This is a genomic window from Caulobacter sp. Root1472 (assembly GCF_001426985.1).
Lineage (GTDB): Bacteria > Pseudomonadota > Alphaproteobacteria > Caulobacterales > Caulobacteraceae > Caulobacter > Caulobacter rhizosphaerae.
Genome location: NZ_LMFX01000025.1, coordinates 1 through 25,923 on the forward strand (window position 1 = coordinate 1; position 25,923 = coordinate 25,923).

28 protein-coding genes, 1 other RNA gene and 1 pseudogene are annotated in these 25,923 nt (G+C 68.6%); 15 read left to right on the top strand and 15 right to left on the bottom strand.

Going from position 1 to position 25,923, the window contains the following annotated elements:
• Positions 1 to 185: 185 nt before the first annotated feature.
• Positions 186 to 854 (bottom strand): glutathione S-transferase family protein, encoded by a 669-nt coding sequence (locus ASD47_RS17095; RefSeq protein ID WP_056759177.1) that lies wholly within the window; start codon positions 852 to 854, stop codon positions 186 to 188.
• A 200-nt stretch (positions 855 to 1,054) separates the two neighbouring features.
• On the opposite strand from ASD47_RS17095, the gene ASD47_RS17100 reads away from it, so the two are divergent.
• A complete protein-coding gene (locus tag ASD47_RS17100) occupies positions 1,055 to 2,407 on the top strand; it encodes a cellulase family glycosylhydrolase (protein WP_056759179.1) in 1,353 nt (450 codons plus the stop codon).
• A 23-nt stretch (positions 2,408 to 2,430) separates the two neighbouring features.
• On the opposite strand, the gene ASD47_RS17105 is transcribed toward ASD47_RS17100, so the two are convergent.
• Positions 2,431 to 4,113: an alkaline phosphatase family protein gene (locus ASD47_RS17105; protein WP_056759280.1), complete on the bottom strand. Its 1,683-nt coding sequence runs from the start codon at positions 4,111 to 4,113 to the stop codon at positions 2,431 to 2,433.
• Positions 4,114 to 4,210: 97 nt separating this feature from the next.
• On the opposite strand from ASD47_RS17105, the pseudogene ASD47_RS28280 reads away from it, so the two are divergent.
• A pseudogene (locus ASD47_RS28280) lies at positions 4,211 to 4,317 on the top strand (hypothetical protein); the annotation flags it as partial.
• Between the two features lie 23 nt (positions 4,318 to 4,340).
• Here the strand turns inward: ASD47_RS28280 and ASD47_RS17110 are convergent.
• Positions 4,341 to 4,703, bottom strand: coding sequence for a VOC family protein (locus ASD47_RS17110; RefSeq protein WP_056759182.1), 363 nt, complete (start codon positions 4,701 to 4,703; stop codon positions 4,341 to 4,343).
• A gap of 135 nt (positions 4,704 to 4,838) precedes the next feature.
• Between ASD47_RS17110 and ASD47_RS17115 the strand changes: the two genes are divergently transcribed.
• Complete coding sequence (locus ASD47_RS17115) at positions 4,839 to 5,312, top strand: Lrp/AsnC family transcriptional regulator (protein ID WP_056759184.1); 474 nt, start codon at positions 4,839 to 4,841, stop codon at positions 5,310 to 5,312.
• 56 nt (positions 5,313 to 5,368) lie between these two features.
• Here ASD47_RS17115 and ASD47_RS17120 read toward each other — a convergent pair whose 3' ends face one another.
• A complete protein-coding gene (locus tag ASD47_RS17120; protein WP_056759187.1) occupies positions 5,369 to 6,916 on the bottom strand; it encodes a glycine betaine ABC transporter substrate-binding protein in 1,548 nt (515 codons plus the stop codon).
• On the bottom strand, positions 6,909 to 7,673 hold the full coding sequence (locus ASD47_RS17125; RefSeq protein ID WP_056759189.1) for an ABC transporter ATP-binding protein: 765 nt from the start codon (positions 7,671 to 7,673) through the stop codon (positions 6,909 to 6,911). Before ASD47_RS17125 ends, ASD47_RS17120 begins: the two co-directional genes overlap by 8 nt.
• Before the next feature lie 156 nt (positions 7,674 to 7,829).
• Between ASD47_RS17125 and ASD47_RS17130 the strand changes: the two genes are divergently transcribed.
• From ASD47_RS17130 to ASD47_RS17140, 3 genes are all read left to right on the top strand, one after another.
• On the top strand, positions 7,830 to 8,084 hold the full coding sequence (locus tag ASD47_RS17130; protein WP_056759191.1) for a hypothetical protein: 255 nt from the start codon (positions 7,830 to 7,832) through the stop codon (positions 8,082 to 8,084).
• A gap of 302 nt (positions 8,085 to 8,386) precedes the next feature.
• A complete protein-coding gene (locus ASD47_RS17135; protein ID WP_235525942.1) occupies positions 8,387 to 9,412 on the top strand; it encodes a glycoside hydrolase family 43 protein in 1,026 nt (341 codons plus the stop codon).
• Between the two features lie 55 nt (positions 9,413 to 9,467).
• On the top strand, positions 9,468 to 11,009 hold the full coding sequence (locus tag ASD47_RS17140; protein WP_056759193.1) for an alpha-N-arabinofuranosidase: 1,542 nt from the start codon (positions 9,468 to 9,470) through the stop codon (positions 11,007 to 11,009).
• Between the two features lie 187 nt (positions 11,010 to 11,196).
• Here the strand turns inward: ASD47_RS17140 and fliE are convergent, their stop codons facing one another.
• From fliE to flgB, 3 genes are read right to left on the bottom strand one after another with little or no spacing between them, the layout of a single operon-like run.
• The gene (gene fliE / locus ASD47_RS17145; protein ID WP_018113273.1) at positions 11,197 to 11,505 is read right to left on the bottom strand and encodes a flagellar hook-basal body complex protein FliE; all 309 of its coding nucleotides are present in this window, start codon (positions 11,503 to 11,505) and stop codon (positions 11,197 to 11,199) included.
• Positions 11,506 to 11,516: 11 nt separating this feature from the next.
• Positions 11,517 to 11,936: a flagellar basal body rod protein FlgC gene (gene flgC, locus ASD47_RS17150; RefSeq protein ID WP_035073623.1), complete on the bottom strand. Its 420-nt coding sequence runs from the start codon at positions 11,934 to 11,936 to the stop codon at positions 11,517 to 11,519.
• A 13-nt stretch (positions 11,937 to 11,949) separates the two neighbouring features.
• A complete protein-coding gene (flgB, locus tag ASD47_RS17155; RefSeq protein WP_056759194.1) occupies positions 11,950 to 12,399 on the bottom strand; it encodes a flagellar basal body rod protein FlgB in 450 nt (149 codons plus the stop codon).
• 133 nt (positions 12,400 to 12,532) lie between these two features.
• Between flgB and ASD47_RS17160 the strand changes: the two genes are divergently transcribed.
• From ASD47_RS17160 to galA, 4 genes are all read left to right on the top strand, one after another.
• The gene (locus ASD47_RS17160; protein WP_056759282.1) at positions 12,533 to 12,853 is read left to right on the top strand and encodes a flagellar biosynthetic protein FliO; all 321 of its coding nucleotides are present in this window, start codon (positions 12,533 to 12,535) and stop codon (positions 12,851 to 12,853) included.
• On the top strand, positions 12,853 to 13,653 hold the full coding sequence (gene fliP, locus ASD47_RS17165) for a flagellar type III secretion system pore protein FliP (protein WP_369800317.1): 801 nt from the start codon (positions 12,853 to 12,855) through the stop codon (positions 13,651 to 13,653). The genes ASD47_RS17160 and fliP overlap by 1 nt, the downstream gene beginning before the upstream one ends.
• Before the next feature lie 75 nt (positions 13,654 to 13,728).
• Positions 13,729 to 14,640, top strand: coding sequence for a ribokinase (locus tag ASD47_RS17170; RefSeq protein ID WP_056759196.1), 912 nt, complete (start codon positions 13,729 to 13,731; stop codon positions 14,638 to 14,640).
• A 118-nt stretch (positions 14,641 to 14,758) separates the two neighbouring features.
• Positions 14,759 to 17,212, top strand: a complete 2,454-nt coding sequence (gene galA, locus ASD47_RS17175) for a beta-galactosidase GalA (protein WP_056759199.1) — start codon at positions 14,759 to 14,761, stop codon at positions 17,210 to 17,212.
• A 1-nt stretch (position 17,213) separates the two neighbouring features.
• Here the strand turns inward: galA and ASD47_RS17180 are convergent, their stop codons facing one another.
• The 4 genes from ASD47_RS17180 to ASD47_RS17195 form a co-directional block, all read right to left on the bottom strand.
• The gene (locus tag ASD47_RS17180) at positions 17,214 to 17,495 is read right to left on the bottom strand and encodes a DUF5985 family protein (RefSeq protein ID WP_056759200.1); all 282 of its coding nucleotides are present in this window, start codon (positions 17,493 to 17,495) and stop codon (positions 17,214 to 17,216) included.
• Entirely contained in the window at positions 17,492 to 17,779 is a 288-nt protein-coding gene (locus ASD47_RS17185; protein WP_056759202.1) for a DUF5985 family protein, read from the bottom strand. Before ASD47_RS17185 ends, ASD47_RS17180 begins: the two co-directional genes overlap by 4 nt.
• Positions 17,776 to 18,150, bottom strand: coding sequence for a hypothetical protein (locus ASD47_RS17190; protein WP_056759204.1), 375 nt, complete (start codon positions 18,148 to 18,150; stop codon positions 17,776 to 17,778). Before ASD47_RS17190 ends, ASD47_RS17185 begins: the two co-directional genes overlap by 4 nt.
• Positions 18,151 to 18,274: 124 nt before the next feature.
• Positions 18,275 to 18,781, bottom strand: coding sequence for a PAS domain-containing protein (locus ASD47_RS17195; protein WP_156402299.1), 507 nt, complete (start codon positions 18,779 to 18,781; stop codon positions 18,275 to 18,277).
• A gap of 476 nt (positions 18,782 to 19,257) precedes the next feature.
• Between ASD47_RS17195 and ASD47_RS17200 the strand changes: the two genes are divergently transcribed.
• The gene (locus ASD47_RS17200) at positions 19,258 to 20,274 is read left to right on the top strand and encodes a 2-hydroxyacid dehydrogenase (RefSeq protein ID WP_056759209.1); all 1,017 of its coding nucleotides are present in this window, start codon (positions 19,258 to 19,260) and stop codon (positions 20,272 to 20,274) included.
• On the opposite strand, the gene ASD47_RS17205 is transcribed toward ASD47_RS17200, so the two are convergent.
• The 3 genes from ASD47_RS17205 to ASD47_RS17215 form a co-directional block, all read right to left on the bottom strand.
• Positions 20,271 to 20,693: a MucR family transcriptional regulator gene (locus ASD47_RS17205; protein WP_056759211.1), complete on the bottom strand. Its 423-nt coding sequence runs from the start codon at positions 20,691 to 20,693 to the stop codon at positions 20,271 to 20,273. The two genes, ASD47_RS17200 and ASD47_RS17205, sit on opposite strands and share 4 nt — an antisense overlap.
• A gap of 228 nt (positions 20,694 to 20,921) precedes the next feature.
• Complete coding sequence (locus ASD47_RS17210; RefSeq protein ID WP_056759213.1) at positions 20,922 to 22,142, bottom strand: DUF2336 domain-containing protein; 1,221 nt, start codon at positions 22,140 to 22,142, stop codon at positions 20,922 to 20,924.
• 119 nt (positions 22,143 to 22,261) lie between these two features.
• On the bottom strand, positions 22,262 to 23,746 hold the full coding sequence (locus ASD47_RS17215; RefSeq protein ID WP_056759215.1) for a methyl-accepting chemotaxis protein: 1,485 nt from the start codon (positions 23,744 to 23,746) through the stop codon (positions 22,262 to 22,264).
• A gap of 144 nt (positions 23,747 to 23,890) precedes the next feature.
• Here ASD47_RS17215 and ASD47_RS17220 point away from each other — a divergent pair, with 144 nt between their 5' ends.
• From ASD47_RS17220 to rnpB, 4 genes are all read left to right on the top strand, one after another.
• Positions 23,891 to 24,235 (top strand): helix-turn-helix transcriptional regulator, encoded by a 345-nt coding sequence (locus ASD47_RS17220; protein WP_056759286.1) that lies wholly within the window; start codon positions 23,891 to 23,893, stop codon positions 24,233 to 24,235.
• Between the two features lie 31 nt (positions 24,236 to 24,266).
• Positions 24,267 to 24,743, top strand: a complete 477-nt coding sequence (locus ASD47_RS17225; RefSeq protein WP_056759217.1) for an SRPBCC family protein — start codon at positions 24,267 to 24,269, stop codon at positions 24,741 to 24,743.
• 79 nt (positions 24,744 to 24,822) lie between these two features.
• Positions 24,823 to 25,260 carry a hypothetical protein gene (locus ASD47_RS17230; protein WP_056759219.1) on the top strand — a complete coding sequence of 146 codons (438 nt, stop codon included), beginning with the start codon at positions 24,823 to 24,825 and terminating at the stop codon, positions 25,258 to 25,260.
• Between the two features lie 47 nt (positions 25,261 to 25,307).
• An RNA gene (gene rnpB, locus ASD47_RS17405) (RNase P RNA component class A) lies at positions 25,308 to 25,705 on the top strand.
• Positions 25,706 to 25,923: the final 218 nt, after the last annotated feature.

Sequence of the window (25,923 nt, forward strand, 5' to 3'; positions counted from 1 at the left end):
TTATCGGTCCCTCCGCCGGCGGTCCGCCTGGTGCTGAGAACACCAGGCGGACGTCCCGGAAGACACCAGCAGCTTACCGCTTCTCCAACAGACAAGGGGTCGAAAGCCCTATTTAGATAGGTCTGAGAGACCGCTCACCCGACCTCGCTCCGCGAGGCCACCCTCTCCCGCAAGGGGAGAGGGACCTAGCTCGCGGCCTGCGACGCCGCCTTGAACACCGCCAGCTGTTCGGCGAAGGCGCGCTGGTAGGCGGGACGGGCCTCGGCGCGGGCGACATAGGCGGCGAGGTTGGGGTATTCGTCCAGCAGACCGTGGCCCCTGAGCCGCAGCAGCACCGAGGCCATCATCAGGTCGGCGGCGCTGAACGCGCCGTCCAGCCAATCGGCGTCGCCGAGACGGTCGGAGAGCTCGCCCAGTCGCGCGCGGATGCGGTCGTGGACCATGGCCAGGCGCTCCTCGTACCAGCTCTTGTCGCGCTCGGTGAACATGACGAACTGCAGTTCGACGATCGACTGCTCGACCGTGCTGAGCGAGGCGAACATCCAGGTGACCGCCCGCGCCCGGGCATCCGGGTCGTCCGGCAACAGCCCCGCGCGGGTCTGGGCGATGTGGAGCACGATGCCGCCGGATTCGAACAGCACCAGGTCGCCTTCCTCGTAAGTCGGGATCTGGCCGAAGGGGTGAAGCGCCCGGTGCGCCGGCTGCTTCATCTCGGCGAACGTGACGAGGCGGACGTCATAGGGCTGGCCGACCTCCTCGAGCGCCCAGCGCACGCGCATGTCGCGCGCCAGGCCCTGGCCGCGATCGGGCGAGGTCTTGAAGGCGGTGATGGTGGGCTTCGTGACACTGTTCATGGCGATGATCTCCCGATCGCTTGTTTCCCACCGAGGACGCATCACCCACGCCCCGCCCGACAAGACACCCTAGCTTTTTCGCAGAGCCGCGACCTCATCGGCCAGCGGAACGAGGGCGACCATTCTGAAAGTGAATTTATTTAATCCTTCCCTCAGGCCGCCGCTTCCCCTTAGGTTGCACAAAACACGGGGAGTGAAACATGCTGTCGAGACGCCGCCTGCTGGTCGCCGGAGCCGCCGCCATGGCCGCGGGCGGAGCCGCCGCCATGGCCGCAGGCGGAGCCGCCGCCGAGACCGCCAAGCCCTCGCCCGGCTTCGTCGCCGTCAAGGACGGCCGCCTGAGCCTGGACGGCAAGCCCTACCGCTTCGTCGGCGCGAACCTCTGGTACGGGGCCTGGCTGGGCTCGCCCGGCGTATCGGGCGACCGCGCCCGGCTGGGGCGCGAACTGGACCGGCTAAAGGCTCTCGGTGTCACCAATCTGCGCATCCTGGGCGCGGGCGAGACCTCCCCCGCCAAGGTGGCGATCTCTCCCACCTTCCGCGGCCCCGGCGAGGACTACGACCAGGACCTCCTCAAGGGCCTGGACGTGGTGCTGGCCGAGATGGCCAAGCGCGGCATGAAGGCGGTGATCTACGTCAACAACTTCTGGGACTGGTCGGGCGGCATGCCGGCCTATCTGCGCTGGACCGGCAACGGCGAGTGGTTCCAGCAGGGCGACCCCGCCCATCCCTGGCCCGAATTCGCCGACTATTCCGCGCGCTTCTACGGCGACGCCAAGGCCCAGGACCTGTTTCGCCACTATCTGCGCGCCCTGGTCGGCCGGGTCAGCAGCGTGACCGGCAAGCCCTATCGCGACGATCCCACGATCATGGCCTGGCAGTTGGCCAACGAGCCGCGGCCGGGCGGCAGCGAGGCGTTCGGCGTTCCCAACCTGCCCACCTACTATCGCTGGATCGCCGAGACCTCGGCCCTGATCAAGGCGCTGGACCCGCGCCACCTGGTCACCACCGGCAGTGAAGGGGCCATGGGCTGCCTGCAGCGCGAGGCCTGCGTGGTCGAGGCCCACAAGCCGGCGAGCATCGACTACCTGACGCTGCACGTCTGGCCCAACAACTGGGGCTGGATCGATCCGAAGAACCAGCCGGCGACCTATGCGGCCGGCGAAGCCAAGTGCCGCGACTACGTGACCCGCCACATCGCCATCGCCAAGGGGCTGGGCAAGCCGCTGGTGATCGAGGAGTTCGGCCTGATCCGTGAGGACCGCGCCTTCACGCCGGGCGGCCCGACCACCCACCGCGACCGGTTCTACAGGATGATGTTCGGCCTGGTCGAAGCCGACATGAAGGCCGGCGGCCCGTTGGCGGGCACCAACTTCTGGGCCTGGAACGGCGAGGGCCGCGCCCAGCATGCCGACGCCTGGTTCAAGATGGGCGATCGCGCCTATGTCGGCGACCCGCCGCAGGAGGAGCAGGGCCTGTTCGGCGTGTTCGACGCCGACGCCTCGACCCTGGCCGTGGTGCGGGAACACGCAAAGGCGGTGGCGGCGATCTAGAAGCCGTCCCCGGGAAGGCCGCCCTAGCAGCCTGGCCCCGCCCCCAGCGGCAGGCAGCGGCCATCCACGTCCGCGGGGACCGGCACGCCGGTGACCGCCGCGAGGGTCGGAGCGATGTCGACGGTCTCGATCGGCAGCACGCGCTCGCGCGCCGGGCCGCCTTTCCACCAGAACAGGATCGGCACCCGGCGGTCGTAGTTCCATGGGCTGCCGTGGCTGGCCACGTAGGTCGCGCCGGCCGAGGCCGGGGTCTGGTAGGGCTGGAAGGCCACCAGGATGTCGCCCACCCGGCCGGGATAGGCGCTGCGGCGCATGCGTTCGGCGACGCTGATCTCGTCCGGCGGCGTTCCCTTGGGGGGCGGGGCGGCGGTGACCAGGGCGCCGGCATCGTAGGCCGCGAACACCTCCGGCCGCTTGGCGAGAATGGCGAGGGCGGCGGCGGTGATCCGGGCGTGATCGACGGCGGTCGGCGCCTTGCCGTCGGCCCCGACCACGTACAGCGACTCGATCCCGCCGGCCTGGACCAGCGGATCGTAGGCCAGCTGCAGTTGCCCGCGCACGGCGGCGTTCAGGTCCTTCAGCCACTGGACCGGCGGCACTCGACCGGCGTCGTAGCCCTGCTGGGCTAGGCGTTCGGGGAAATCCGACCCGCCATGGTCGGCGGCCAGCACGACCAGCACCTGGCCCTTGACCTTGTCCAGGCTGTCGAGGAACACGCCCAGCCGGTCGTCCAGCCGCATCAGGTGGTCGCACATCTCCGGCCCCTTGGACCCGAAGCGGTGGCCGATGAAGTCCGTGGCCGACAGGCTGATGGCCAGGACGTCGGTCGCGTCGCCGTCGCCCAGCTTGAACTGGTCGCGCAGCATCTGGGCGGCGTCCAGGGTCACGCGGTCGGTGTAGGGGCTGACCGACAGGTCATCGGTCGCCGCGGCGGCGTCCTTCGGAGCCGGCCGCGGCAGGGCGGCGCGCCAGGCTCGGCCGCCGGTGACGTAGTCGTCCTCCAGGGTCGCGCAGCGCTTGTCGCCATAGGTCCAGGTGAACGGGTGCGTCTTCTGGTCGGCGACGAGCCGGGCGTTGAACGCCGCCACCGGCGCCAGCCGGGCCTTGGCGTCCTGGCCAGGCTCGACCCAGGTGGTCATGCCAAACCGCGTCTCCAGCCAGAACACGCCGTCGCCGTGGTGACCGGCCATGTTGATCGCCCCGCGGTCCTTGCCCGACACCGCATAGACCCGGCTCGCCGGCGAGACCGCCTTCAGCCAGTCGCCATAGGTATCGGCCATCAGTAGCTTCGGGCTGACCAGCCGGCCGCCGCCGGACGGCTCGTTGGCCAAGGTCACCGACGGGTCGGCCAGGCAATAGGTCTTCTGGCCGGTCGTCAGGTCGTAGAAGTCGTTGGCGACGATGCCGGTCTTGTTCGGCGACTTGCCGGTCAGCAGGGTGGAGTGGCCGGGGCAGGTCTCGGTCATGCCGTGCGACTGGTAGCCGCTGGGATAGACCGTCCCCTGCCGCGCCAGCCGCCCCAGGCCGCCGTGGAAGTCGGCGCGGTACTGCTCGAACAGGCTGGCGCCGAACTGGTCGATCGAGATCACCACCACCAGCTTGGGCCTGGGCGCCTGGGCCGGCTGGGCGAGAGCTGGCGAAAGGGGTGCGGCGAGGACGGCGGCGGTCAGGCCCGCCACGGCGACGGATTTGGACAAGCTGAACATGGCCGCCACCAAGCACCGTCACAAAACCGTCGCAAGCCGAAATCGACCGCACGGCGCTCGCTCGACCGGCCAGCGAGCACTTGCCCCGGCCGGGGGCGAATTCCTCGTCCTTCGACAGGCTCAGGATGAGGAATTCAATTCAACCGCTCTGAACGTAGACCTCATCCTGAGCCTGTCGAAGGACGAGGGCGGCTCCTCGGCGGCGGTCGTTCAACAGCCCACAGCACCTACACCGGAACGTGGCTGACGAACTCGATCAGCCGCCCGTCCGGATCGTGGGCGAAGCCGGCATAGTAGTGCGGGTGGATCTGCGGCAGCACGGCCGGGGCGCGCTCCCGCACGCCGCCATGCTGGCCGGACCGGGCGTAGGCTCGGTCGACCGCCGCGCGGTCGGCGGCCAGGAAGGCGTAGTGCACGTCGACCGACGGCTCGCCCTCGACGATCCAGAAATCGAGGCGCCCGCCGTTCGAGCCGAAGCCCTTCTTGGGGCCGTCGACGACCAGGCGATAGCCGGTGGGTTCCAGGACCTGGCGGTAGAAGGCTGCGCAGTCGTCCAGGCGGCGGGTGCGGATTTCCAGGTGATCGAGCAAGGGAGCGACCTTTCAGGGGAGCGAAACGACGCCGTGACGTGTAGCCGCGCGATTGCGGCGTTTGGCGGCGAAGATCGGCGGCTCAACGCGGAAATTCGGCGCTCCGAGGCGTGGATCTGGCGTAGGCTGAACCCCATGAAACTCGACCGCTTCGATCGCCAGCTGCTGAACCTGGTCCAGGAGGATGCGGGTCGCACCTCCGAGGACCTGGCCCAGCGGGTGGCGCTGTCGCCTTCTGCTGTGCAGCGCCGCCTGCGCAAGCTGAAGGAGGCCGGCGTCATTACCCGCCACACGGCCGTGCTGGAACCGCGCAAGGTGGGGCGGCCGACCTTCTTCATCGTCTCGCTGGAGATCGAGCGCGACCGGCCCGAACTGCTGACCCAGCTGCGCACTTGGCTGGCGGCGGAGGAGCACGTGCAGCAGGCCTTCTACGTGACCGGCGAGGCCGACTTCATCCTGGTGGTCACCGCCCCCGACACCGAAACCTACGACGCCCTGATGGCCCGGCTGGCGACCGAGAACCCCAATGTGCGCAAGTTCACCACCAACGTCGCCCTGGGCGTGGTCAAGCGCGGGCTGACCATCCCGGTGCCGCTGGAGGAGGCGTGAGATTCTCCAAAATTCCGCTCATCCCGGCGAATGCCGGGATGAGCGGTTTAAGAAAGTTAGCGCCTGAGTCCCGCCTCCAGCGCCCTTGCCGCCTCGCCTGGCGGGACCTTTCCCGCGTCCCGGTCCACCGCGTAGTTGGCCTTCTGCATGGCCTCGACCGTGATCGCCCCGTCCAGCCCCACCAGCGCCTTGCGCAGTCGCGCGTCCTCCGCCCGGCCCGGGGCGATCAGCAGCACCGCGTCGTAGGGCGGCAGGGCGCCCTTCGGGTCGCCCAGCACCACTAGGTCGTCGGCGGCGATGCGGCCGTCGCTGGAGAAGGCCGAGATCACGTCGGCCTCGCCCGAGCCCAGGGCGCGGTACATGAAGGTGGGCTGGAACTGCCGCCTGGCCTTGAAGCGCAGACCATAGGTCGTCTCGACGCTGGTCCATTCCGGACGCGAGAAGAACTCCAGGTCGCCGCCCATGGTCAGCTGCGGGGCCTTGGCGGCCAGATCGGCCAGGGTCCGGATCCCCAGGGCCTGGGCCCGGTCGCGGCGCATGGCCAGGGCGTAGGCGTTCTCGAAGCCGAGCGGGGCCAGCAACACCACGCCGTCGCGGCGCTTCAGCTCGGTGCGCAGGCCGGCCAGCACGGCGGCGCGGCCGGGATTGTCCTTGCGGCCCAGGACGTTGGCCCACAGGGTGCCGGAATAGTCGACATAGGCGTCGATCTCGCCGGCGGCCAGGGCGCGGTAGGCGACGGCCGAGCCGAGGTTGATTTTGCGCGTGACCTGCGCGCCCTGCCCTTCCAGCCGATCAGCCATCAGCTCGGCCAGAATGTACTGCTCGGAGAAGTTCTTGGCCCCGATCACGTAGCGGGTCGGACGGGGCGCCAGGTCCGCCGCAAGGGGGGCGAGGGCGACCGCCAGGCCGACGGCCAGACCGGCCAGGCCCGCGCCCCACAGCCGCCGGTCGCGTCGTTCGGTCCCGCGCTCGATCAGGCCCAGCAGTTGGTCGACCACCAGGGCCAGGACGGCCGAGGCGACGCAGCCGGTCAGGACCATCGCCCAGGTCTCGGTCTGCAGGCCGGAGAAGATATAGTCGCCCAGCGAGGTCTGGCCGACGGGGGTGGACAGGGTGGCCGCCCCGATGGTCCACACCGCCGCGGTGCGCACCCCGGCCATGATCACCGGCGCGGCCAGGGGCAGCTCCACGCGCCACAGCCGCTGGCGATCGGTCATGCCCACGCCGCGCGCCGCCTCGACCACCGCCGGGTCGACGCCCGTCAGGCCGGTCACCGTGTTGCGCAGGATCGGCAGCATCGAATAGAGCGTCAGGGCCAGCAGCGACGGCAGGAAGCCGAGCGCCGAAAACCCGTGGCCGAACGCGCCTTTGGCGAGGTTCGAGAGTCCCAGCAGCAGCGGATAGAACAGCGCCAGCAGGGCCAGGCTGGGTATGGTCTGGACCAGGCCGGCCAGGGCTAGGGACGGCCAGCGCAGGCGCGGGCTACGGGCGGCCAGCACGCCCAGCGGCAAGGCGATCGCCAGGCCCAGGGCCAGGGCCGCCGCCGACAGCGCCACGTGCCAAGCCAGCCGTTCCGGCAGCAGGGACAGCAGGCCGCTATTCACCGGCGATCTCCCGCATCCGCGCGGCTTGGCGGCGGGGGGCCTGCATCAGGGCCTCGACCGCCGGGTCGGGGTGGCCGGCCAGCAGGTCCCGGGGCGTATCGTCGGCGATCACTCGGCCCTGGCTCATCACCACGATCCGGTCGGCCAGCAGCACGGCCTCGGCGATGTCGTGGGTGACCATCACCGTGGTCAGGGACAGCTGGTCGTGCAGCCGCCGCACGTCGTCGGCCAGGGCCGTGCGGGTCACCGAGTCCAGGGCCCCGAACGGCTCGTCCATCAGCAGGATCGAGGGCCTGGCCGCCAGGGCGCGGGCGACGCCCACCCGCTGGCGCTGGCCGCCGGACAGGGCGGCGGGGCGGCGCACGGCGACCTCCCGGGGAAGGGCGACCAGGTCCAGCAGCTCGGCGGTCCGGGCGGCGATCGTCGCGGCGTCCCAGCCCAGCAGGGTCGGGACGATGCCGATGTTCTCGCCCACGCTCAGGTGCGGGAACAGGCCCACCTCCTGGAACACGTAGCCGATCCGCCGGCGCAGGGTGGGACCGTCCGGGTCGGCGACCGCCGCACCGTCGATCCGCACCTGCCCGCCGTCGGGCGCGACCAGGCCGTTGATGGTCTTGAGCAGGGTGGTCTTGCCCGCGCCCGATCCGCCGACCAGGGCGACGAACTGGCCCCTCGGGATGGAAAGGCTGGCGGGCTGCAGAACCGTCGCGCCGTCATAGGCCTTGCGCACCTGGTCCAGGACGATGGCGTCGGTCATGCGGCTCCCAGGCTGGTGAACGCGAAATCGCCAGGACAGGCTGTCGCAGGGGCGTCCTGTCACAGTCAGCCAGAACGCGCGGCGTGGGAAGCCTAATGCGACAGCTGATTCCCGGCGCGGTTCGCCGCCACGGGGAACGGCTCCAGGAGACCGACCATGACCTTCGACACGCTCGCCCTCGACCGCCGCTTCGAAGCCCGCGTCACCCCGGCCCAGCAGCGCGCCCGCGCCGACGGCCGCCTGCGCGAGGCCGTCTTGCTGATGGTGCTGCTGAACCTCCTGGTCTGGGGCGGCATGGTCGCCGCGACGCGCGGCCTGATCGACGTCCATCAACTGGCGGACCAGGCCTGGGCCCTGGGCGCCGGCTGGATCGCGGCGCTTCCCCAGGTGAGCGTCACGATCTCGCACTGAGCGCCGGCGCTCATCGGGTTGATGCGGGCGACCGTCCGCCCGGGTGAAAAGCCCCCGCCGCCTCACATCGCCGCGACGCGATCGAGATTGGCGATCAGCCGCTCGCGCAGCGTTTCCAGTTGCAGCGCCTCCGCTTCACTGAAGCACTTCCAGCGCCTCGGCGCTCCCGGCCAGCAGCCCCGCCACGGCCTCTGTTGAGCGTGGAACGCGGCCGCTCATGACGGTAGCGGTAACAATCGCTTTACGCATGCGAATTGTCTGAGTAATGTCGCGCGCACATAACAGCGACCGGGGGGAATTGGGTGAAACGAAATCTGTCTCTCGCGCTTGCCTGCTGGGCGGCGCTCGCTGCAGGCGGCGCCCCATCGGTCGGTCAGTCGGCTGGTCCCGAGCCGGTCATCGTCAACCGGGGCAACCCGCTGTTCCGCGACCGGTTCACCGCCGACCCCGCCCCGCTGGTCGTCGGCGACACGCTGTATCTCTACACCGGCCACGACGAGGCCCGGGGCGACGAGATGTTCACCATGCGCGACTGGCTGGTCTTTTCGACCAAGGACATGAAGACCTGGACGCCGCACGCTCCGATCATGAAGGCCACGGATTTCAAGTGGGCCAAGTCGGACGCCTGGGCGTCGCAGGCCATCGAGAAGAACGGCAAGTTCTACTTCTACGCCGCCGTCGCGCACGACGACAGTCATCCGGGCATGGCCATCGGCGTCGCCGTCTCGGACCGTCCAACCGGTCCGTTCACCGACGCGCGCGGATCGGCCCTGATCACCAACCAGATGACGCCCGAAGGCACGCACAGCTGGGAGGATATCGACCCCACCGTCTTCACCGACGATGATGGCGTGACCTGGATCGCCTGGGGCAATCGCGACTGCTACATCGCGAAACTCAAGGCCAACATGACGGAAATCGACGGCCCGATCCGCAAGATCACCCCGCCGCATTACGAGGAAGGCCCCTGGCTGCACAAGCGCGGCGATCTCTATTACCTCATCTATGCGTCGTTAGACCGCAAGACCCAGAGCGCCGAACACACCTCCTACGCCACCGCGACCTCGCTAAACGGTCCATGGACCTACCGCGGCGAACTGACCCAGTCGGCCAAGAACAGCTTCACGATCCATGCCGGGGTCGCCGAGTTCAAGGGCCAGGCGTACATCTTCCTGCACAATGCGACGCTTACGATCGGTGACCAGGGCGGCGCCGTCGGCCGCCGCGCCGTGACGGTCGAATACCTGCACTATAATCCGGACGGCACGCTCAAGCCCGTTGTCCAGACCGAGGCCGGCGTGTCCGTGCCGCCTCCGCCAGCCAATTAATCAGACAAATAGCCGCGCCCAACCATGGCGCGATAATCCACCGGGGATACGATCAATGCGCCTTCTGACCTCCGCGGCCGCGATCGCCGCCGTCCTGACCCTGCCGGTCGCGGCTCATGCCGCCGACGCCCCGGTTCAGGTCACGCTCGATGCGTCCAAGCCCGGCGCCGTGATCGACCGCCATGTCTTCGGCCAGTTCGCCGAGCACCTGGGCAGCGGCATCTATGGTGGTATCTGGGTCGGCAAGGAATCCACGATCCCGAACACGCGCGGTATCCGCAACGATGTCGTAGGGGCCTTGAAGGCGCTCAAGGTGCCCAACGTCCGCTGGCCGGGCGGCTGCTTCGCCGACCAGTACAACTGGCGCCGCGGTGTCGGTCCCGAGCGCAAGCCGATTGGGGCCGGCGAGCCCAACACTTTCGGCACCGACGAATTCATGGACTTCGCCCAGCAGATCGGAACCGAAGCCTATATCTCGGTCAATCTCGGCTCCAGCACCGCGCAGGATGCATCCGAATGGCTCGAGTACATGACCGCGTCGGCCGACCATGCCCTGGGCGCCGAGCGGGCCAAAAACGGTCATCCAGAGCCGTACAAGGTCGCGATCCTCGGCCTCGGCAACGAATCCTGGGACTGCGGCGGCGCGATGTCGGCGGACTTCTACGTCAACGAAATGAAGCGCTTTTCGCACTTCCTGCACAGCTATAACCCCGCCCAGCCGACGATGAAGCGCGTGGCCGTCGGACCGAGCGGCGGCGCCGAAAACTATACCGAAGAAGTCATGAAGGCGTGGAAGAGCCGTTCCTGGTCCTGGGACATCGACGCTATGTCACTGCATTTCTATGCGACGGGCGGCTGGCCGCCGCATATGGCGGACACCGGCTTTGACGAAAAGGACTATGCCGTCCTGCTGAAAGACCCGACGGCCATGGACGACATGATCAAGACGCAGTCGGCGATCATGGACAAGTACGATCCCGAAAAGAAGGTCGCCCTGGCGGTCGACGAATGGGGCGCGTGGCTGGCGCCGACGCCGGGATCGAACCCTGGCGCCCTGGCGCAGCAGAACAGCCAGCGCGACGCCGTGCTGACGGCGCTCAGCCTCAACGTCTTCGCGCGACATGCCGACCGTGTCCGCATGGCCAATATCGCGCAGATGATCAACGTCCTGCAGGCCATGATCCTGACCGACAAGGACAAGATGGTGCTGACGCCGACCTATCACGTCTTCCACATGTACGTGCCGTTCCAGGACGCGACCTTCATACCGCTGACCTTCGACGCCGGAACCTATACGACCAATGGCGTCACCCTGCCGCGCGTCGACGCCGTGGCGGCCAAGGACAAGGCCGGCAAGGTCTGGATCGCCGTCACCAATATCGACGCGAAGTCGCCCGCGACCTTCAGCGTTTCACTGGCCGGCGTGAAAGCCACGAAGGCTTCGGGCCAGACCCTTTCGGCGCCGAAGGTCAGCAGCATCAACACCTTCGACGCGCCCAATACCGTCGCCCCCAAGGCTCTGTCGGCCAAGGTCGCGGGCGGCAAGCTGACCATCACCGTCGCGCCGGCGTCGGTGACGGTGCTCGGCCTGGAATAGGGGGCAAAACCGGCGGGCCAAGGCTCGCCGGTTTTTTCTGCCAGTAAGGTGGGGAGTGCTCTTGGGCGCAATGCGCGGCCTCTGGCATGAGAGCGCATCCACGGCCCGGCGCTGGACCTGCTCACGATCGCAAGGCGGAGCGGACGTTCGCGGCGGGACGAACGCCCGGCGCGGCCCTCGCTCGCCGCTAGATCGGCATCCGCATGATTTCCTGGTAGGCCGAGATCACCTGGTCGCGGACGGCCATCACCGTGTCGAGGCTGGCCTCGGCCGAGGAGATGGCGGTGACGACGTCGATCAGTTCGGCCTTGCCGGCCGCCTGCTGGGCCATCTTGGTTTCGGCCGCCCGGGTCTGGTGCAGGGTGTCGGTCATAGCCGACTTCAGCAGGGCGCCGAAGTCCATGGCCTTCTTGGCCTCGCCGGTCCCGCCCAGCGAGGGCGCAGCCATCGAGCCCTGGGCGGCGTAGGCCTTGGCGGCCGCGAGCGCGGTGATCATCGCCTAGCTCCTTACTTGCGCAGGATGTCGAGCGTGCGCGCTTCCATGGCGCGCGACGTCTCGATGACGTTCATGTTGGCTTCGTAGGCGCGCTGCGCTTCCTTCATGTCCAGCGCCTCGACCAGGGTGTCGACATTGGGCAGCTTGACGTAGCCCTTGGCGTCGGCGGCCGGATTGCCGGGATCGTACTCGGTGCGGAAGTCGCTGCGGTCGGGATCGACCGAGGCCATGGCCACGCCCTCGCCACCGGCCACCTGGGCGGGCTTGAACACCGGCACCTGGCGGCGATACGGATCGCCGCCGGCCGTGCGGGCCGTCGAATTGGCGTTGGCGATGTTCTCGGCGATCACCCGCATGCGGCCCTGCTGGGCCTTCAGGGCGCTGGCGGCGATGGCCATGGTCGCCATGGACTGGGAACGGATCTCGGTCATCTAGCGTGTTCCCCTAGCCGCCCGGCCGACGCGTGGACGTCTTCAGCATGGCCATGGACTTCTGGTAGAAGCCGACGGCCGCGTCATAGTTCATCCGCGCGTCGGTCATCTTGAGCATCTGGTCCTCGAGCGTCACCGAATTGCCGTCGAGGGTGGTCTCGCTGTCGGCCTGCTCGGGCGAGCGCCACGGGCTGGCCGGCCTGGACGGGGCCATGTGCGCGGCGCTGGTGGCCATCATCTGCACGCCGCCGGTCGCCGTGGTCGAGACGGGCCCGCCGCGATAGGGCTGCCCCGCCGCCTGCTGGTCCAGCGTCGCCTTGAAGCTGTAGGCTTTCAGGTCGCGCGGCTGGTAATCCGGCGTGTCGCCGTTGGCGACGTTCTGGGCGATGACCTTCTGCCGCTGGGACAGATAGCCCATGCGGCTCTTCAGCATCGCGAAAAGGGGAATGTCGTCGGGACCCATGCCGCTCATGGTGAAGAAACAGGGTTAATCGGCCATTAAGGACCCTGCGGCACACCAGGGGTGCGGCTCCGCGCCGCGCCCTGCGCTATCCTGTTCCCCGACTCGCTTCCCGTCACTCCTTCCGCCAGGCGTCATGGACATCTTCCTACTGATCCGCGCCGTCGCCGCCCTGGCCATCACCCTGGGCCTGGTGGGGCTGGCCGGAGTGGCCCTGCGCAAGTTCGGGCCCGACGCCCTGTCGCGCATCACCGCCCTGCGCAAGGATCGCCGGATGCAGGTGATCGAGACCCTGGTGCTGGATCCCACCCGGCGCCTGGTGCTGTTCACCCTCGATGGCGAGGAGCGCCTGCTGATGCTGGGCGAGGGCCAGCTTCTGGACTGGGCGCCCGGAAAGCCCAGGAAGGCCCCCGCCCCGAAACCCGCTTCCAAGCCCTCTTCGGAGACCGTGGTCTGATGCGCGGCCTGCTCAAGCTGATCACCGGCGCCGACCCCAAGGACCTTCGCCAGGCCGCGATCATCTCGGTGCTGGCCGGGCTGATCACCGTGCTCGGGCCCGCCGTGGCCACGGCCCAGTCGGCGATCAATGTCGACCTGGGCACCGGCGCGGGCCTTTCCGAGCGCGTGGTCCAGATGGTGGGCCTGCTGACGGTGCTGTCGCTTGCTCCGTCGATCGTGATCATGACCACCTCGTTCGTGCGGATCGTGGTGGTGCTGGGCCTGCTGCGCACCGCCATCGGCGTCCAGCAAAGCCCGCCCAATCCGGTGATCATCAGCCTGGCCCTGTTCCTGACCGCCATCGTCATGGGCCCCACCTTCGAGCAGTCGTACGACGCCGGGATCAAGCCGCTGCTGGACAAGCAGATTGAGATGCCCGAGGCGTTCGACGCCGCCGCCCAGCCGGTCAAGGTGTTCATGCTGCGCCAGGTCGACCAGGACGACCTGGCCCTGTTCATCCGTCTGTCGAAAATCGAAAAGCCCAAGACGGCCGTCGAGACGCCGCTGAAAGTGGTGACGCCGGCTTTCATGATCTCGGAGCTGAAGCGGGCGTTCGAGATCGGCTTCCTGCTGTTCATCCCGTTCCTGGTCATCGACCTGGTGGTCGCCAGCGTGCTGATGAGCATGGGCATGATGATGCTGCCGCCAGCGACGATCAGCCTGCCGTTCAAGCTGATCTTCTTCGTGCTGGTGGACGGCTGGCGGCTCGTCGCCGGCAGTCTGGTGGAGAGCTTCCAGCGCGGGTCCGGCGGCGGCTAGGGCGCTTTCGACAAAGTGGAAACCGGTTCGCGTGAAGACAGCGCGCCAAAGCAAGCGATCTAGAGAAGAAGAACAATGAGCGTTTTCGTCCTGGGCTCGATCAATCTGGACGCCGTGGCGCGGGTCGACGACCTGCCGCGGCCGGGCGAGACCGTGGCCGGCATCTCGCTGGAGCTGTTTCCCGGCGGCAAGGGCGCCAACCAGGCCGTGGCCGCCGCCCGCTTCGGCGCCCCCACTCGGCTGATGGGCGCAGTGGGCCGGGAGGACAGCGGCCCCAGCCTGAAGGCCAAGCTGGCCGGCTACGGCGTGCAGGTCTCCGACGTCGCCGAGCTGCCGTCGATCCCGACCGGCCAGGCCCATGTCTGGGTCTCGTCCAGCGGCGAGAACATGATCGTCGTCACCAGCGGGGCCAACGCCACCCTGTCGCCCCAACATGTGGCCGCCACGCCGCTGGAGGGCCAACGCGTGCTGCTGTGCCAGCTGGAGACCCCCGCCCCGGCCATCGAGGCCCTGTTCCGCGCCGGCGTCGCCAAGGGCGCCCTGCGGATCCTGAACGCCGCCCCCGCCCTGCCCCAGGGCGCGGCGCTGTTCCCGCTGACCGATATCCTGATCCTGAACCAGACCGAGCTGGCCACATACGCCCGGCTGGACCATGAGCCCTCGCGCCTGGAGGAAGTCAGCCGCGTGGCCCGCAAGCTGATGAGCCGTCCGGACCAGACGGTGATCGTCACCCTGGGCTCGGCCGGCGTCGCCACGGTCCGCCGCGACGAGGCCTTCCTGGTCGAGGGCCGCAAGGTCAAGGCGGTCGACACCACCGGGGCCGGCGACTGCTTCTGCGGCGCCCTGGCGGCCTGCCTGAGCACGGGCATGGACCTGCGCGACGCCGTCGAGCACGCCAACGCCGCCGCCGCCCTGTCGGTCCAGAAACCCGGCGCCGCGCCGTCCATGCCCAGTCGGCGCGAGGTGGAGCAGATCCTGGCGGAGTGAGCCCTCGCCGCTCGCCAAGGCGCGCCCCTCGTTCGCTGACGCCGGACGTCGATACGCCCTAGCGTCGGCCGAGAATTATCCTACAAATGGCGCAACACATCCGACCAGGAGTCGACCCATGCGCCGCCGTGACCTTCTGAAGCTGGGGGCGGTCGCCGCCGTCGGCGTTCCCTCGGCGACCGTGGCGGCCCAGGCGGCGACCAAGGCGCCCGCCGACCCCGCCGCGCCGCCGACCGCGCCCGGTCCGCTCTCCGAGAAGACCGCGCGCGAAACCATCCTGCTCGACGCCGACTGGCGCTTTCACCACGGCGACATTCCCTTCCCCAAGGTTCGCGGCGACAGCCCGACCTATGACAGCACCAAGGCTGGCGCGGCGGGCGGCGCGGCGGCGATCAAGTACGACGACAGCGGCTGGCGCGCGCTGGACCTGCCGCACGACTTCGTGGTCGAGGGCCCGTTCGATCCCGACGAGAACCCCGCCCAGGGCTATCGCCCCAAGGGCCAGGCCTGGTACCGCAAGACCTTCACCCTGCCCGCCTCCGACCGGGGCAAGCAGTTGGAACTGCGGTTCGACGGGGTGGCGGTCAACGCCACCGTCTGGGTCAATGGCGACGTCGTGGCCCACAGCCACAGCGCCTATAGCGCGATCATCGTCGACCTGACCGCCAACGCCCACTACGGGGACACGCCCAATGTCGTCGCCGTCCGGGTCGACGCCGACCCGATCGAGGGCTGGTGGTACGAGGGCGGCGGCATCTACCGCCACGTCTGGCTGGTCAAGCGCCCGCCGGTCCATCTGGTGGCCGACGGCGTCTACGCCCATCCGCGACGCCGCGAGGACGGCCGCTGGGTGACGCCGATCGAGGCCAGCGTGGGCAACATCGCCGAAGCGGCGAAACAGGCGACGGTCGACGTCGTCCTGCTGGACCCCGACGGGCGGCCAGCGGGACAGGCGCGCGTTTCCGGAACCGTGAACGCGCTGGAGACCACGGTGCTGCGCACCGAGATCCTGGTGGACGCCCCGCGCCTATGGTCGGTCGACGACCCCGCGCTCTACACGGTGCGCACCCGTGTGGTGGCCGACGGCCAGGACGCCGACGAACTGGTGACTCCGGCGGGCTTCCGCACCCAACGTTTCGACCCGGCCCAGGGCTTCTTCCTCAACGACAAGCCCCTGAAGATCCAGGGCGTCTGCATCCACCAGGACCACGCCGGCCTGGGCGTCGCCCTGCCCGACTCGATCATCGAATTTCGCCTGCGCCGCCTGAAGGCGTTGGGCTGCAATGCGATCCGCAGTTCGCACAACGCCCCCACCCCCGCCCTGCTGGACGCCGCCGACCGCCTGGGCTTCGTGGTGATGGACGAGAACCGGGTGTTCAATGTCAGCCCCGAATACACCCGGATGCTGTCCTGGCTGGTGCGCCGCGACCGCAACCACCCCAGCGTGGTCCTGTGGTCGGTGTTCAACGAAGAGCCCCTCCAGGGCACGGAGGCCGGCTACCAGATGGTTCGCCGCATGGCCAAGATCGTCAAGGACCTGGACGACACCCGGCCCGTAACGGCGGCGATCAACAACGGGATGTTCAACCCGGTCAACGTGACCCAGGCCGTCGATGTGGTCGGCTTCAACTACCAGATCAAGGAATATGACCGCTTCCATGCAGCCCATCCCAACCTGCCGCTGACCAGCTCGGAGGACACCTCCGCGGTCATGACGCGCGGCGAGTGGGTCACGGACATGAAGCGCAACGTCCTGGCCGCCTATGACGACGAGTTCCGGCCCTGGGGCGCCACCCATCGGGCGGCCTGGAAGGCGATCGCCGAGCGGCCCTACCTGGCGGGCGCCTTCGTCTGGACCGGGTTCGACTATCGCGGCGAGCCCCAGCCGTTCACCTGGCCAACCGCCAGCTCGTCCTTCGGGATCATGGACCTCTGCGGCTTCGAGAAGACCGCCTTTTACATTCACCAGTCGCAGTGGGTGCGCGACCGGCCGGTGCTGCACCTGGTCCCGCACTGGAACTGGACGGGCCGCGAGGGCCAGCAGATCAAGGTGATGGCCTTCACCAACTGCGACACGGTCGCCCTGCGCCTGAACGGCAAGCTGATCTCCGAGCAGAAGAACAACCTCTACGAAGGCCTGACCTGGCAAGTTCCCTATGCGCCCGGCCGGCTGGAGGCCGTGGGCATGACCGGCGGCAAGGTGGTGACCCGCGCCGTGGTCGAGACCACCGGCGCGCCCGTGGCCCTGCGCCTGACGCCCGACCGCTCGGCCCTGGCCGGCGACGGGCGCGACGCCACGCCGATCCGGGTGGAGGCCGTCGACGCCAAGGGACGTCCCGTGCCGACCGCCCAGACCCCGGTCCAGTTCGCCATCGAAGGCGGCCGCATCATCGGCCTGGGCAATGGCGACGCCAACAGCCACGAGCTGGAAAAGGGCGACCGCCGCAGCCTCTATAACGGCCTGGCCCAGGTCATCGTGCAGACAACCGGCGCGACGGGGCCGCTCGTGGTCACCGCCCGGGCCGAGGGCCTGAAGCCGGCTGAGGCGCGCGTCGCCGTTCGGCCCGCTTAGGCTAGGTCCTGGGCCGCAGGTTCTTGCCCAGCACGGCGACGATGATCAGCACGAAGGCGGCCAGGCGGAACAGGTAGATGCCGCCGCGCTCCTCGTGCGGCGTGCCCAGCAGAACCGGCAGGGCGTTGCCCACGGCCAGTAGGCCGAAGGCGGCCGCGAACGCCAGGAACAGTCGATCGCGCGTGCGGCGCCAGAACTTCAGGAAGAACAGGCCGGCGATCAGGAAGCCCGCGGCCAGGGCCCCGGCGATCAGACCCTCGACGGGGGTGATGGGGACGCTCATTCGTCCACCTCCCAGATGAAGCCGTACAGCAGCGCGGCGATGGCCAGGCCCGCGCTGGCCTGGCGGTAGGGCAGCAGGTTCACCTGGGCGAAGATCACCAGGTCGGCCACCAGCAGAAGATTGTTCAGGGCCAGGAAGCCGAAGCTGATCGCGGTCCATAGCAGCAGGCGCGAGCGGCTGGCGCGCCAGGCCCGGGCCAGCAGGCCCGCGCAGGTCATGCTGGCCAGCATGCAGAGGACGTAGACCACCGTCGGCGCCAGGCCGGTCACGGGGAGGCCGCTCATTGGTCTTTCCCCTTGAACTTGAAGGCGTCGGCCAGGGACTGCAGGCGCTCGGCCGGCGCCGAGATCCAGCGGATCACGGTGACAGGCTTGGCGCGGTAGGCGGCGTCCAGGTCGTCGCAGACCTGGGCCAGGACGGCGGCGGCGGGTTGGTAGCGGAAGCAGCCGCGCTCGTCGGCCGCCACCAGGCCCGCGCTCTCGAAGGCGGTCAGGTTGTCGCTCACCAGGCTGTGACTGGCCCTCAGGTCGCTGACCAGTTCCTCCACGGTCCAGCAGCGTTCCGGGTCGTGCTTGAGCCGCAGCAGCAGCTCCAGCGCCCAGACCGAGCGTACGTGCTCGCGAATGAACTGAAAGACGTCGCGGTCGACGGTCACCCGGCCCCTGCCCTCAAAACCTTCGGCTCCGGCGCCTCGGAACCCAGGCGGACAATAGGCGGCGAGCCCGCCGGAGCAAGCTTGGCCGTGGAAAATCGGAGCGGCGCACGCTCGCGACGAGGGGTCAGGCGGCGCGGATGCCGCTGTGCTGGTCGGCGGCCTGGGCCCCGACCACCGCGTCGTAGCCCAGGATCATGTCGACGTCCCGACCATTGCTGGCCAGGGGCAGGCGCAGCCACAGGATCGACATGTGCGGCGAGCCCTTCCAGGCCAGGCTGTGCACGCCCACGCCCGGGCGGCGCTCGGTGACCACCTTGTCCAGCTCGCGGCGCCAGTATTCGACCGCGGCGCTGTTGTAGACATCTTCCAGGGTGCGGCCGGTGATCTCGCGGCCATAGACCGAATAGAGACCGGTGCCGGCCAGCCGCAGGCGGTAGTCGATGGCGCCTTCGGCGCCGCGCTTGACGTCGATCAGGCTGACGGTCGGCAGCATGCGCTTGATGCCGGAAGGGTGCAGGTCGACGCGCGACGGGAGGCTAGCCCCCCGGCGGAGGGACGCCCAGTAAGCGAACATCTCCTGGTGAGCGCGGGCCGCCGTGGCCGATGCGCTCAGCTGCGCGTTCATCTTCAGATTCCTTAACAAGCCGTTGGAATCACGACGATTCACTATGTCTTAAGGACCGAATCGCCGCCAGCAAAAATCACGGCCTACAGCCAAGTTTGTTGAGATGAGTCAATCCGCAAGCGGCGCGCTCGCCCTGAAAACAGGGATGCCGGAAAGAGGTCGTGAAAGGCGCAAGCAATTGTTTGAGTTAGGGTTAATGAACGCTCAGACTCACCTCTTTCAGCGCCGTCGCGACAGTCCGCGGCCCCGGTTTCGGATTTCGTTTTCCAGAGCGTTGAAGCCCAGGAACCACAACCCAGACGAGGCAATCGGCCTGAATGCGCGACGATCGCATGATAGGGTCACGCGAAGACCTCAGGGAATCCGGAGTCCGCGATGCCGAAACCCCTGCTGACCGCCCAGGCGCTCCTGGCCCGAACGCCGCGCCGAACCGCGCCCGTCGGCGACGCCGCGCCCCTCTCGGTCGCCGGTTGAGCGCGGCCATGCGCGTGGCGGTCTTCTCGACCAAGGCTTATGACCGCCGCTTCCTGGAGGCGGCCAATCGCGGCTTCGGCCATCGGCTGGACTATTTCGAGGCCCGGCTCGACGCCAGCACCACCGCCCTGGCCGAGAGCTATCCGGCCGTCTGCACGTTCGTGAACGATCGCGTCGACGCGGCGGTCCTGGAAATCCTGGCCCGAGGCGGGACCCGGCTCGTGGCCCTGCGCTGCGCCGGGTACAACAATGTGGACCTGGAAGCGGCCGAGCGCCTGGGCGTCGCCGTCGTACGGGTTCCAGCCTATTCGCCCGAGGCGGTGGCCGAGTTCACGATCGGCCTGATCCTGGCGCTCGACCGCAACATCCCCCGGGCCTGGAACCGGGTTCGCGAGAACAACTTCGCCCTGGACGGCCTGATCGGCCGCAACCTCTCCGGCCGAAAGGTCGGGGTGGTCGGCACGGGCCGTATCGGCGCGCTGGTCGCTCGTAGCCTAAGGTCGGGTTTCGGCTGCGAGGTCTTAGCCAGCGACTTGGTCGAGGATCCCGAGTTGGTCGCGATCGGGGTGCGCTACGCCGCCGTCGATGACCTGCTGAGGGAGGTCGACCTGATCACCCTTCACTGCCCGCTGACGCCGCAGACTCGGCATCTGATCGGCAGGCGCCGTCTGGCCGCCGCGAGGCCGGGGGTGACGATCATCAACACCAGCCGCGGGGCGCTGATCGATACGGCGGCGCTGATCGAAGGCCTGAAGTCGCGCCAAGTCGGCGGGGTCGCCCTGGATGTCTACGAACAGGAGGCCGACCTGTTCTTCGAGGATCTCTCCAACGAGATCATCCAGGACGATGTGTTCCAGCGCCTGCTGACCTTTCCCAACGTGCTGATCACGGGGCACCAGGCCTTCCTGACCGAGGAGGCGCTGTCGGCGATCGCCGAGGCCACCCTGGCCAGCATCGCCGAAGCCGAGGCGGGCGCATCCCTGACCCGCCAGGTCACCGCCCGGCAGGTCAGGGGGCAGGCTTAGCCCCCGCGCGCCCGACGGGTCGGCTTCCGGCCGCCCTGGCCCAGGCCCATCTGCTTGGCCAGTTCGGAGCGCGCCTGGGCGTAGTTCGGCGCCACCATCGGGTAGTCCTTCGGCAGATCCCAGCGGGCGCGATACTGCTCGGGACTCAAGTCGTACTTGGTGCGCAGGTGGCGCTTCAGCGACTTGAACTTGCGGCCATCCTCCAGGCAGATCAGGTAGTCCGGCGTGATCGACCGGCGGATCGACACGGCCGGTTCGCGGCTGGCCTCGCCGGCCTCGGCCGGGGTTCCCATCGTCGAAAGCGCCTGATGCACGCTGCGGATCAGGGCCGGCACATCGGCCGCCGCGATGGTGTTGCCGCCGACATAGGCGGCCACAAGGCTTGCCGTGACTTCAATAAGCTCGGATTGCTGGTCCATTATCTTGTCGCTCCCCCGACTCGTACTGGTCCGATAGGAACCAATTCTGTTTTGGATAACAGATTATTACATTTCCGCAACATAGACCTGCGAGTAACGACAGCTGGCGGCCGTTCATGGACTGTCATCGCAGGTACCCAATACAGCCTTCAGTTGACTGAGATCTCTATTTCGGACGAAACCCTAGTCCGACAATATTCGTCGAACACATTCAACGACTAAGGGAAGCTAGCGTCCAAAGTCCCTGGAGAGCGCCAGCATCGCGGCGCGCTGCGGCACCGAATATTCGTCCACGGCGGCCTCGTCGCCCTCGCGGATGGCCTTCAGCAAGGCCGGGGTCATGGCCGAGGACAGCGACCAGTTCCAGTAGCGCAGCATGGTCTGGGCGCGATCGACCGCGATGGTGTCGAAGGCCGTCAGCACGCGCTCGAGACCCGGCGTCGGCGCGCCGGAGGCGTCGGTCTCGGGCCGGCGAAGGCCGCGCCACAAGGCCCGCACGGCGCCGCGCGGCAAACCGGTGGCCTTGCACAGGATCGCCAAGGGCTCGCCGCCGGCGTCGGTGAAGATCTTCGCCCCGGTCATTGGCTTCAGACCCGACAGGTACGAGATCTCCTCGGCCGTTTCGCGGGTCATGCCGGCCTGGGCCGCGGCGATGGCGTCCTCAAGGCTGTCGTAGGGGCTCTTGGCGATGGCGGCGCGGTTTCGCTGACGCCGTTCAATGAACTGCAACGCCTTCCGCGACAGCGGATCCTGCCAGCCTTCGGCCGAGGCCAGCGGAAACACGTCGCCGACCGCGTCCTGCAGGATCTCACGCGACACGGCGAAGCGCTGCAGGATCGTGCGCCGCGCCTCCGCGTCCGACCACCAGAACATCACATAGGCGTGGCTGGGCCGCAGCTCGGCCCGCTTGAGCAGAAGCGGGATCAGCTGCGGATTGTCGCGCGAGGACGCGACGATGTTCTCCAGGCCCTGGTGGCTGAAACGCACCAGCTCGTTCCGGAGCAGCGCCTCGATGACCGGCGTCTCGTCCATATCGACCAGGGCGTCGGCCACCACCTCGCTGACGCCGCGACGCTGGGCGATCAGGCGACGATGGTCCTGGGTGCTGTTGTAGAGACAGCTGATCAGGTCGGCGTCGCTGAGGTTGGGCGAATGCTCCAGCAGCGCCCGGGCCACCGGCAGTTCGTCACGCAGCAGCAGGCGCACCAGCACGCCGGGCATCTCGGTCAGGTTGGCCAGGCGCCGCGCCACCTTCTCGCGCTCGCCCACCACCGCGTCGCGCAGCATCTCGACCAGCAGGTCGGCGGTCATGGCGCGCTCGAAGGCGTTGATGCGGCTGGCCGGCAGGCAGACCACGTCGGCCAGCCGCTTGAGCAGGGCGGCGCGCGAGCGCGGGATCGCGGCCGGTTCGAGTTGAGGACTGGCGAAGGGCGCGGTGAAATCGTTCATGGTCGTCCTGACGGCGGTCCGTCGTTCTCCAGCCTAGACCCGAACGCCGTTAACGTCCCATGAGCGGGCTGGAACGGGACTGTGCGCCGCTTCGCCCAGATCCGCCACCGGACGGGCGGTCAGCGCCATTGGCCAGGGCGCGAGCGCGGTTCGATCTTCAACGCATTGGCGCCGTGCACGTAGCGCTCGCGGAAGGCGTCGCGGCGGGGCGCGACCGGCGTCTCGCGGCGCTGGTCCTGGCGTGGACGGTATTCATGAACCTGGGCGCCGACCTGGAAGCCGCCCAGCAGACGCTCCAGATCCTCCGCCTCGGCGGCCAGGGCGTCGGCGGCGGCGGCCGACTGCTCGACCAGGGCCCCGTTCTGGTGGATCCCCTGGCCCATCTGGTTGACCGCGGCGTTGACGTCGGCCAGTCCGCTGGCCTGCGCCTTGGACGAGGCGGCGATCTCGCCGACCAGGTCGTTGATCTCGATCACCTGGCCCAGGATCTGGTCCAGGGTCTGGCCGGTCTCTCCCACCAGCTTGACGCCCTTGTTGACCTGCTCGCTCGACGCGCGGATCAGGCCCTTGATCTCCTTGGCCGCGTCGGCCGAGCGCTGGGCCAAGGCCCGCACTTCCTGGGCCACGACCGCGAAGCCTCGGCCAGCGTCACCGGCGCGAGCCGCCTCGACGCCGGCGTTCAGGGCCAGCAGGTTGGTCTGGAAGGCGATCTCGTCGATGACGCCGATGATCTGGGTGATCGACTGCGAGGATTTTTCGATGCCGCCCATGGCCTCGACCGCCTCGCGCACCACCTGGCCGCTCTTCTCGGCGTTGGACTTGGCGCTCTGGGTCACGCCCCGCGCCTTCTCGGCGTTGTCGGAGCTGGTCTTCACCGTGACGGTGATCTGGTCGAGGGCGGCGGCGGCGCGCTCCAGACCGGAAGACTGGCGCTCGGTGCGCTGGGCCAGGTCATCAGCAGCCGCCGAGATGTCGTTGCAACCAGCCCGGAGACTACGGGCAGCGCCCAGAACGCCGGCCAGGGCCTGCTGCAGGTTGTCGACGGCGGCGTTGAAGTCGCTGGGGATCTTGCGGGCCTCGACGGGGAAAGCGTCTTCGCGCAGGCGCGAGATCAGGTCGCCGTCGGCCAGCTTCTCCACGCCCTGGCCCAGGGCGTTGACAGCGGTCAACTGGGCGCGAGCATAGGTCTCGACCTCCGCCAGGTGGCGGCGCTGTTCGGCTTCGGCGGCGGCGCGCTCGGCGTCCTCGGCGGCGCGGGCCGCCTGGTCGCCAGCCAGCTTGCGCTGGACGCCGTCCAGCCCCTTGGCCAGGGCCTGGACCTGTTGGTCGTCCGTGGCGGGCGACGCCAGGGGCCGGTCGTACTGGCCCGCGCCCAGGGCGTCGACCGAGCGGCTCAGGCCGTCCAGGGCGCGGTGCGTGGCGTCGTTCCAGGCCAGCAGGCCGATGGCCAGGGTCGCCACCAGGGTGGCCAGGCCAGCCATGCTGAACGGCGAGACCAGGCCCGGGCCGCCGAACGCCGCCCAGCCCAGCTGGCCCAGGCCCGCCACCAGGCCGAGGACGACGATCAGCCTCCAGCCGAGAGGCAGCCGATTGAACCCGCTCATCTACGAATCTCCGCGGCCCAGCTAGGCCGTCTGCGAGAAATGGCGACTGAGTCCTAACGCCCCATTAACCATACCGGCGCCGCGACATTTTGGCGGAGCTTGACACCCGGCTCGATCGAATATAATCATTTAGTTATGGAACTGATGAGTTATGGAAACCCCGCAGGGCTCGACGCCACCTTCGCCGCCCTGGCCGATCCGACCCGGCGCGCCATCCTGGCGCGGCTGGCGACGGGAGAGGCCTCGGTCGGCGAACTGGCCGCACCGTTCGCCATGAGCCAGCCGGCGATCTCCAAGCACCTGAAGGTGCTGGAGAAGGCCGGCCTGGTCTCGCGGGGCCGTGACGCCCAGCGCCGTCCGGTGCGGGTCGAGGCCCAGCCCCTGGCCGAGGCCAGCGCCTGGCTCGAGGCTTACCGACAGACCCTGGAGGCCAATTTCCAGCGTCTGGACGCCCTGCTCGACGAACTGAAAACCACCCAGGGGCGCTGAAGCGCCCGCCAACCCGGAAGAGGAACTGTCCATGCCCAGCAAGCTGACCGTCGACACGCCCGACGACCTGAAGATCGTGATCACCCGCGCCTTCGACGCGCCCCGCGACCTGGTGTTCAACTGCATTACCACGCCCGACCTGGTGAAGCGCTGGATGACCGGCCCTCCCGGCTGGACCATGCCGGTGTGCGAGATCGACCTGCGGGTCGGCGGCAAGTACCGCTATGTCTGGCGCAATACCGAGGGCCAGGACATGGGCATGGGCGGGATCTATCGCGAGATCAGCCGGCCCGAGCGCATCGTCAGCAACGAGTTGTTCGACGAGGACTGGACCGGCGGCGAGACCGTGGCGACCATGACCCTGGCCGAGCGCGACGGCCGCACCACCCTGACCACGACGGTCGCCTACAGCTCGACGGCCGCGCGCGACGCGGCCCTGCGGTCCGGCATGACCGAAGGCATGGAGATGGGCTACGCCAACCTCGACGCCCTGCTCAAAACCGTCTGACGCACCAAGACAGACAAGGTCGCAGTGGCGGGCCACGGCCTTGCCGTCGTCCCGCCGGAACCTCCGAAGGAGACCCTTTATGACCAATCTCGCCCAGAGCGCGCCTTTCCAGAGCGCCCCTCCCCGCCGGCTCGGCCGGAGCCTCGTCGCCGTGGTCGCCGGTTTCGCGGCCGTGGTGGCGCTGTCGACCGCCACCGACGCCGTCCTGCACGCGGCCAAGGTCTATCCGCCGACCGAGCAAGGCTTGCACGATCCGCTGCTCGCCCTGCTGGCCGTGGCCTATCGCAGCGTCTTCACCCTGCTGGGCGGCTGGATCGCCGCCAGGCTGGCGCCGAACGCGCCGCTGCGTCATGCCGGCGTCCTGGGCCTGCTGGGCCTGATCGCCGGCACGGCGGGGGTGATCGCCACCTGGAACCTCGACCTGGGGCCGCGCTGGTATCCGATCGCCCTTGCGCTCAGCGGCCCGATCCTCTGCTGGCTAGGCGGCCTGCTGGCGGTGCGAGGCCGCGCCTCGTGACACCATGACTTGACCCCGCGCCCCGCGGGCGTCACTTAGGCCCCGGACCAGATGGTCGGGCGGCCGCGGCATCCTTGGATGTCGAGGAAAGTCCGGGCTCCACGGTGACAAGGCGGCGGGTAACGCCCGCCGGGAGCGATCCCAGGGATAGCGCCACAGAAAGCAAACCTCCTCCCTTCGGGGCGGGAAGGGTGAAAGGGTGGGGTAAGAGCCCACCGCGGACCTGGCAACAGGGACGGCATGGCAAGCCCCGCCTGGAGCAAGACCGAATAGGGACCCCGCGCCGGCCTCGCGTCGGATAGGCCGTCACTGGCCGAGAGGGTCCGGGTAGGTCGCGAGAACCGTCCAGCAATGGGCGGTCCAGAGGAATGGCCGTCTCGCGGCTGTCCTGCCTTCGGGGCATGGCAGCCGTAGACAGAACCCGGCTTACAGACCCTCTGGTCCATTTCACCCCCATTCGGGCGCGTAAAGAGCGGGTTTCAGCCCCGCCTCTCCCTCGACGCCGACAGCCCAACCAGGCGCGCCGTTGCCCACAAGGCGTTTCGCAGAGTCTAGCCCTCGCTAATTATTAACAAGTTCTATGTATGTTCTGTGGATAGATTCACGAGCTCTGTGAAAGAGCTTCCAGACACCCTTGTTTTGACGGTCAAACGGCCGTTGGTG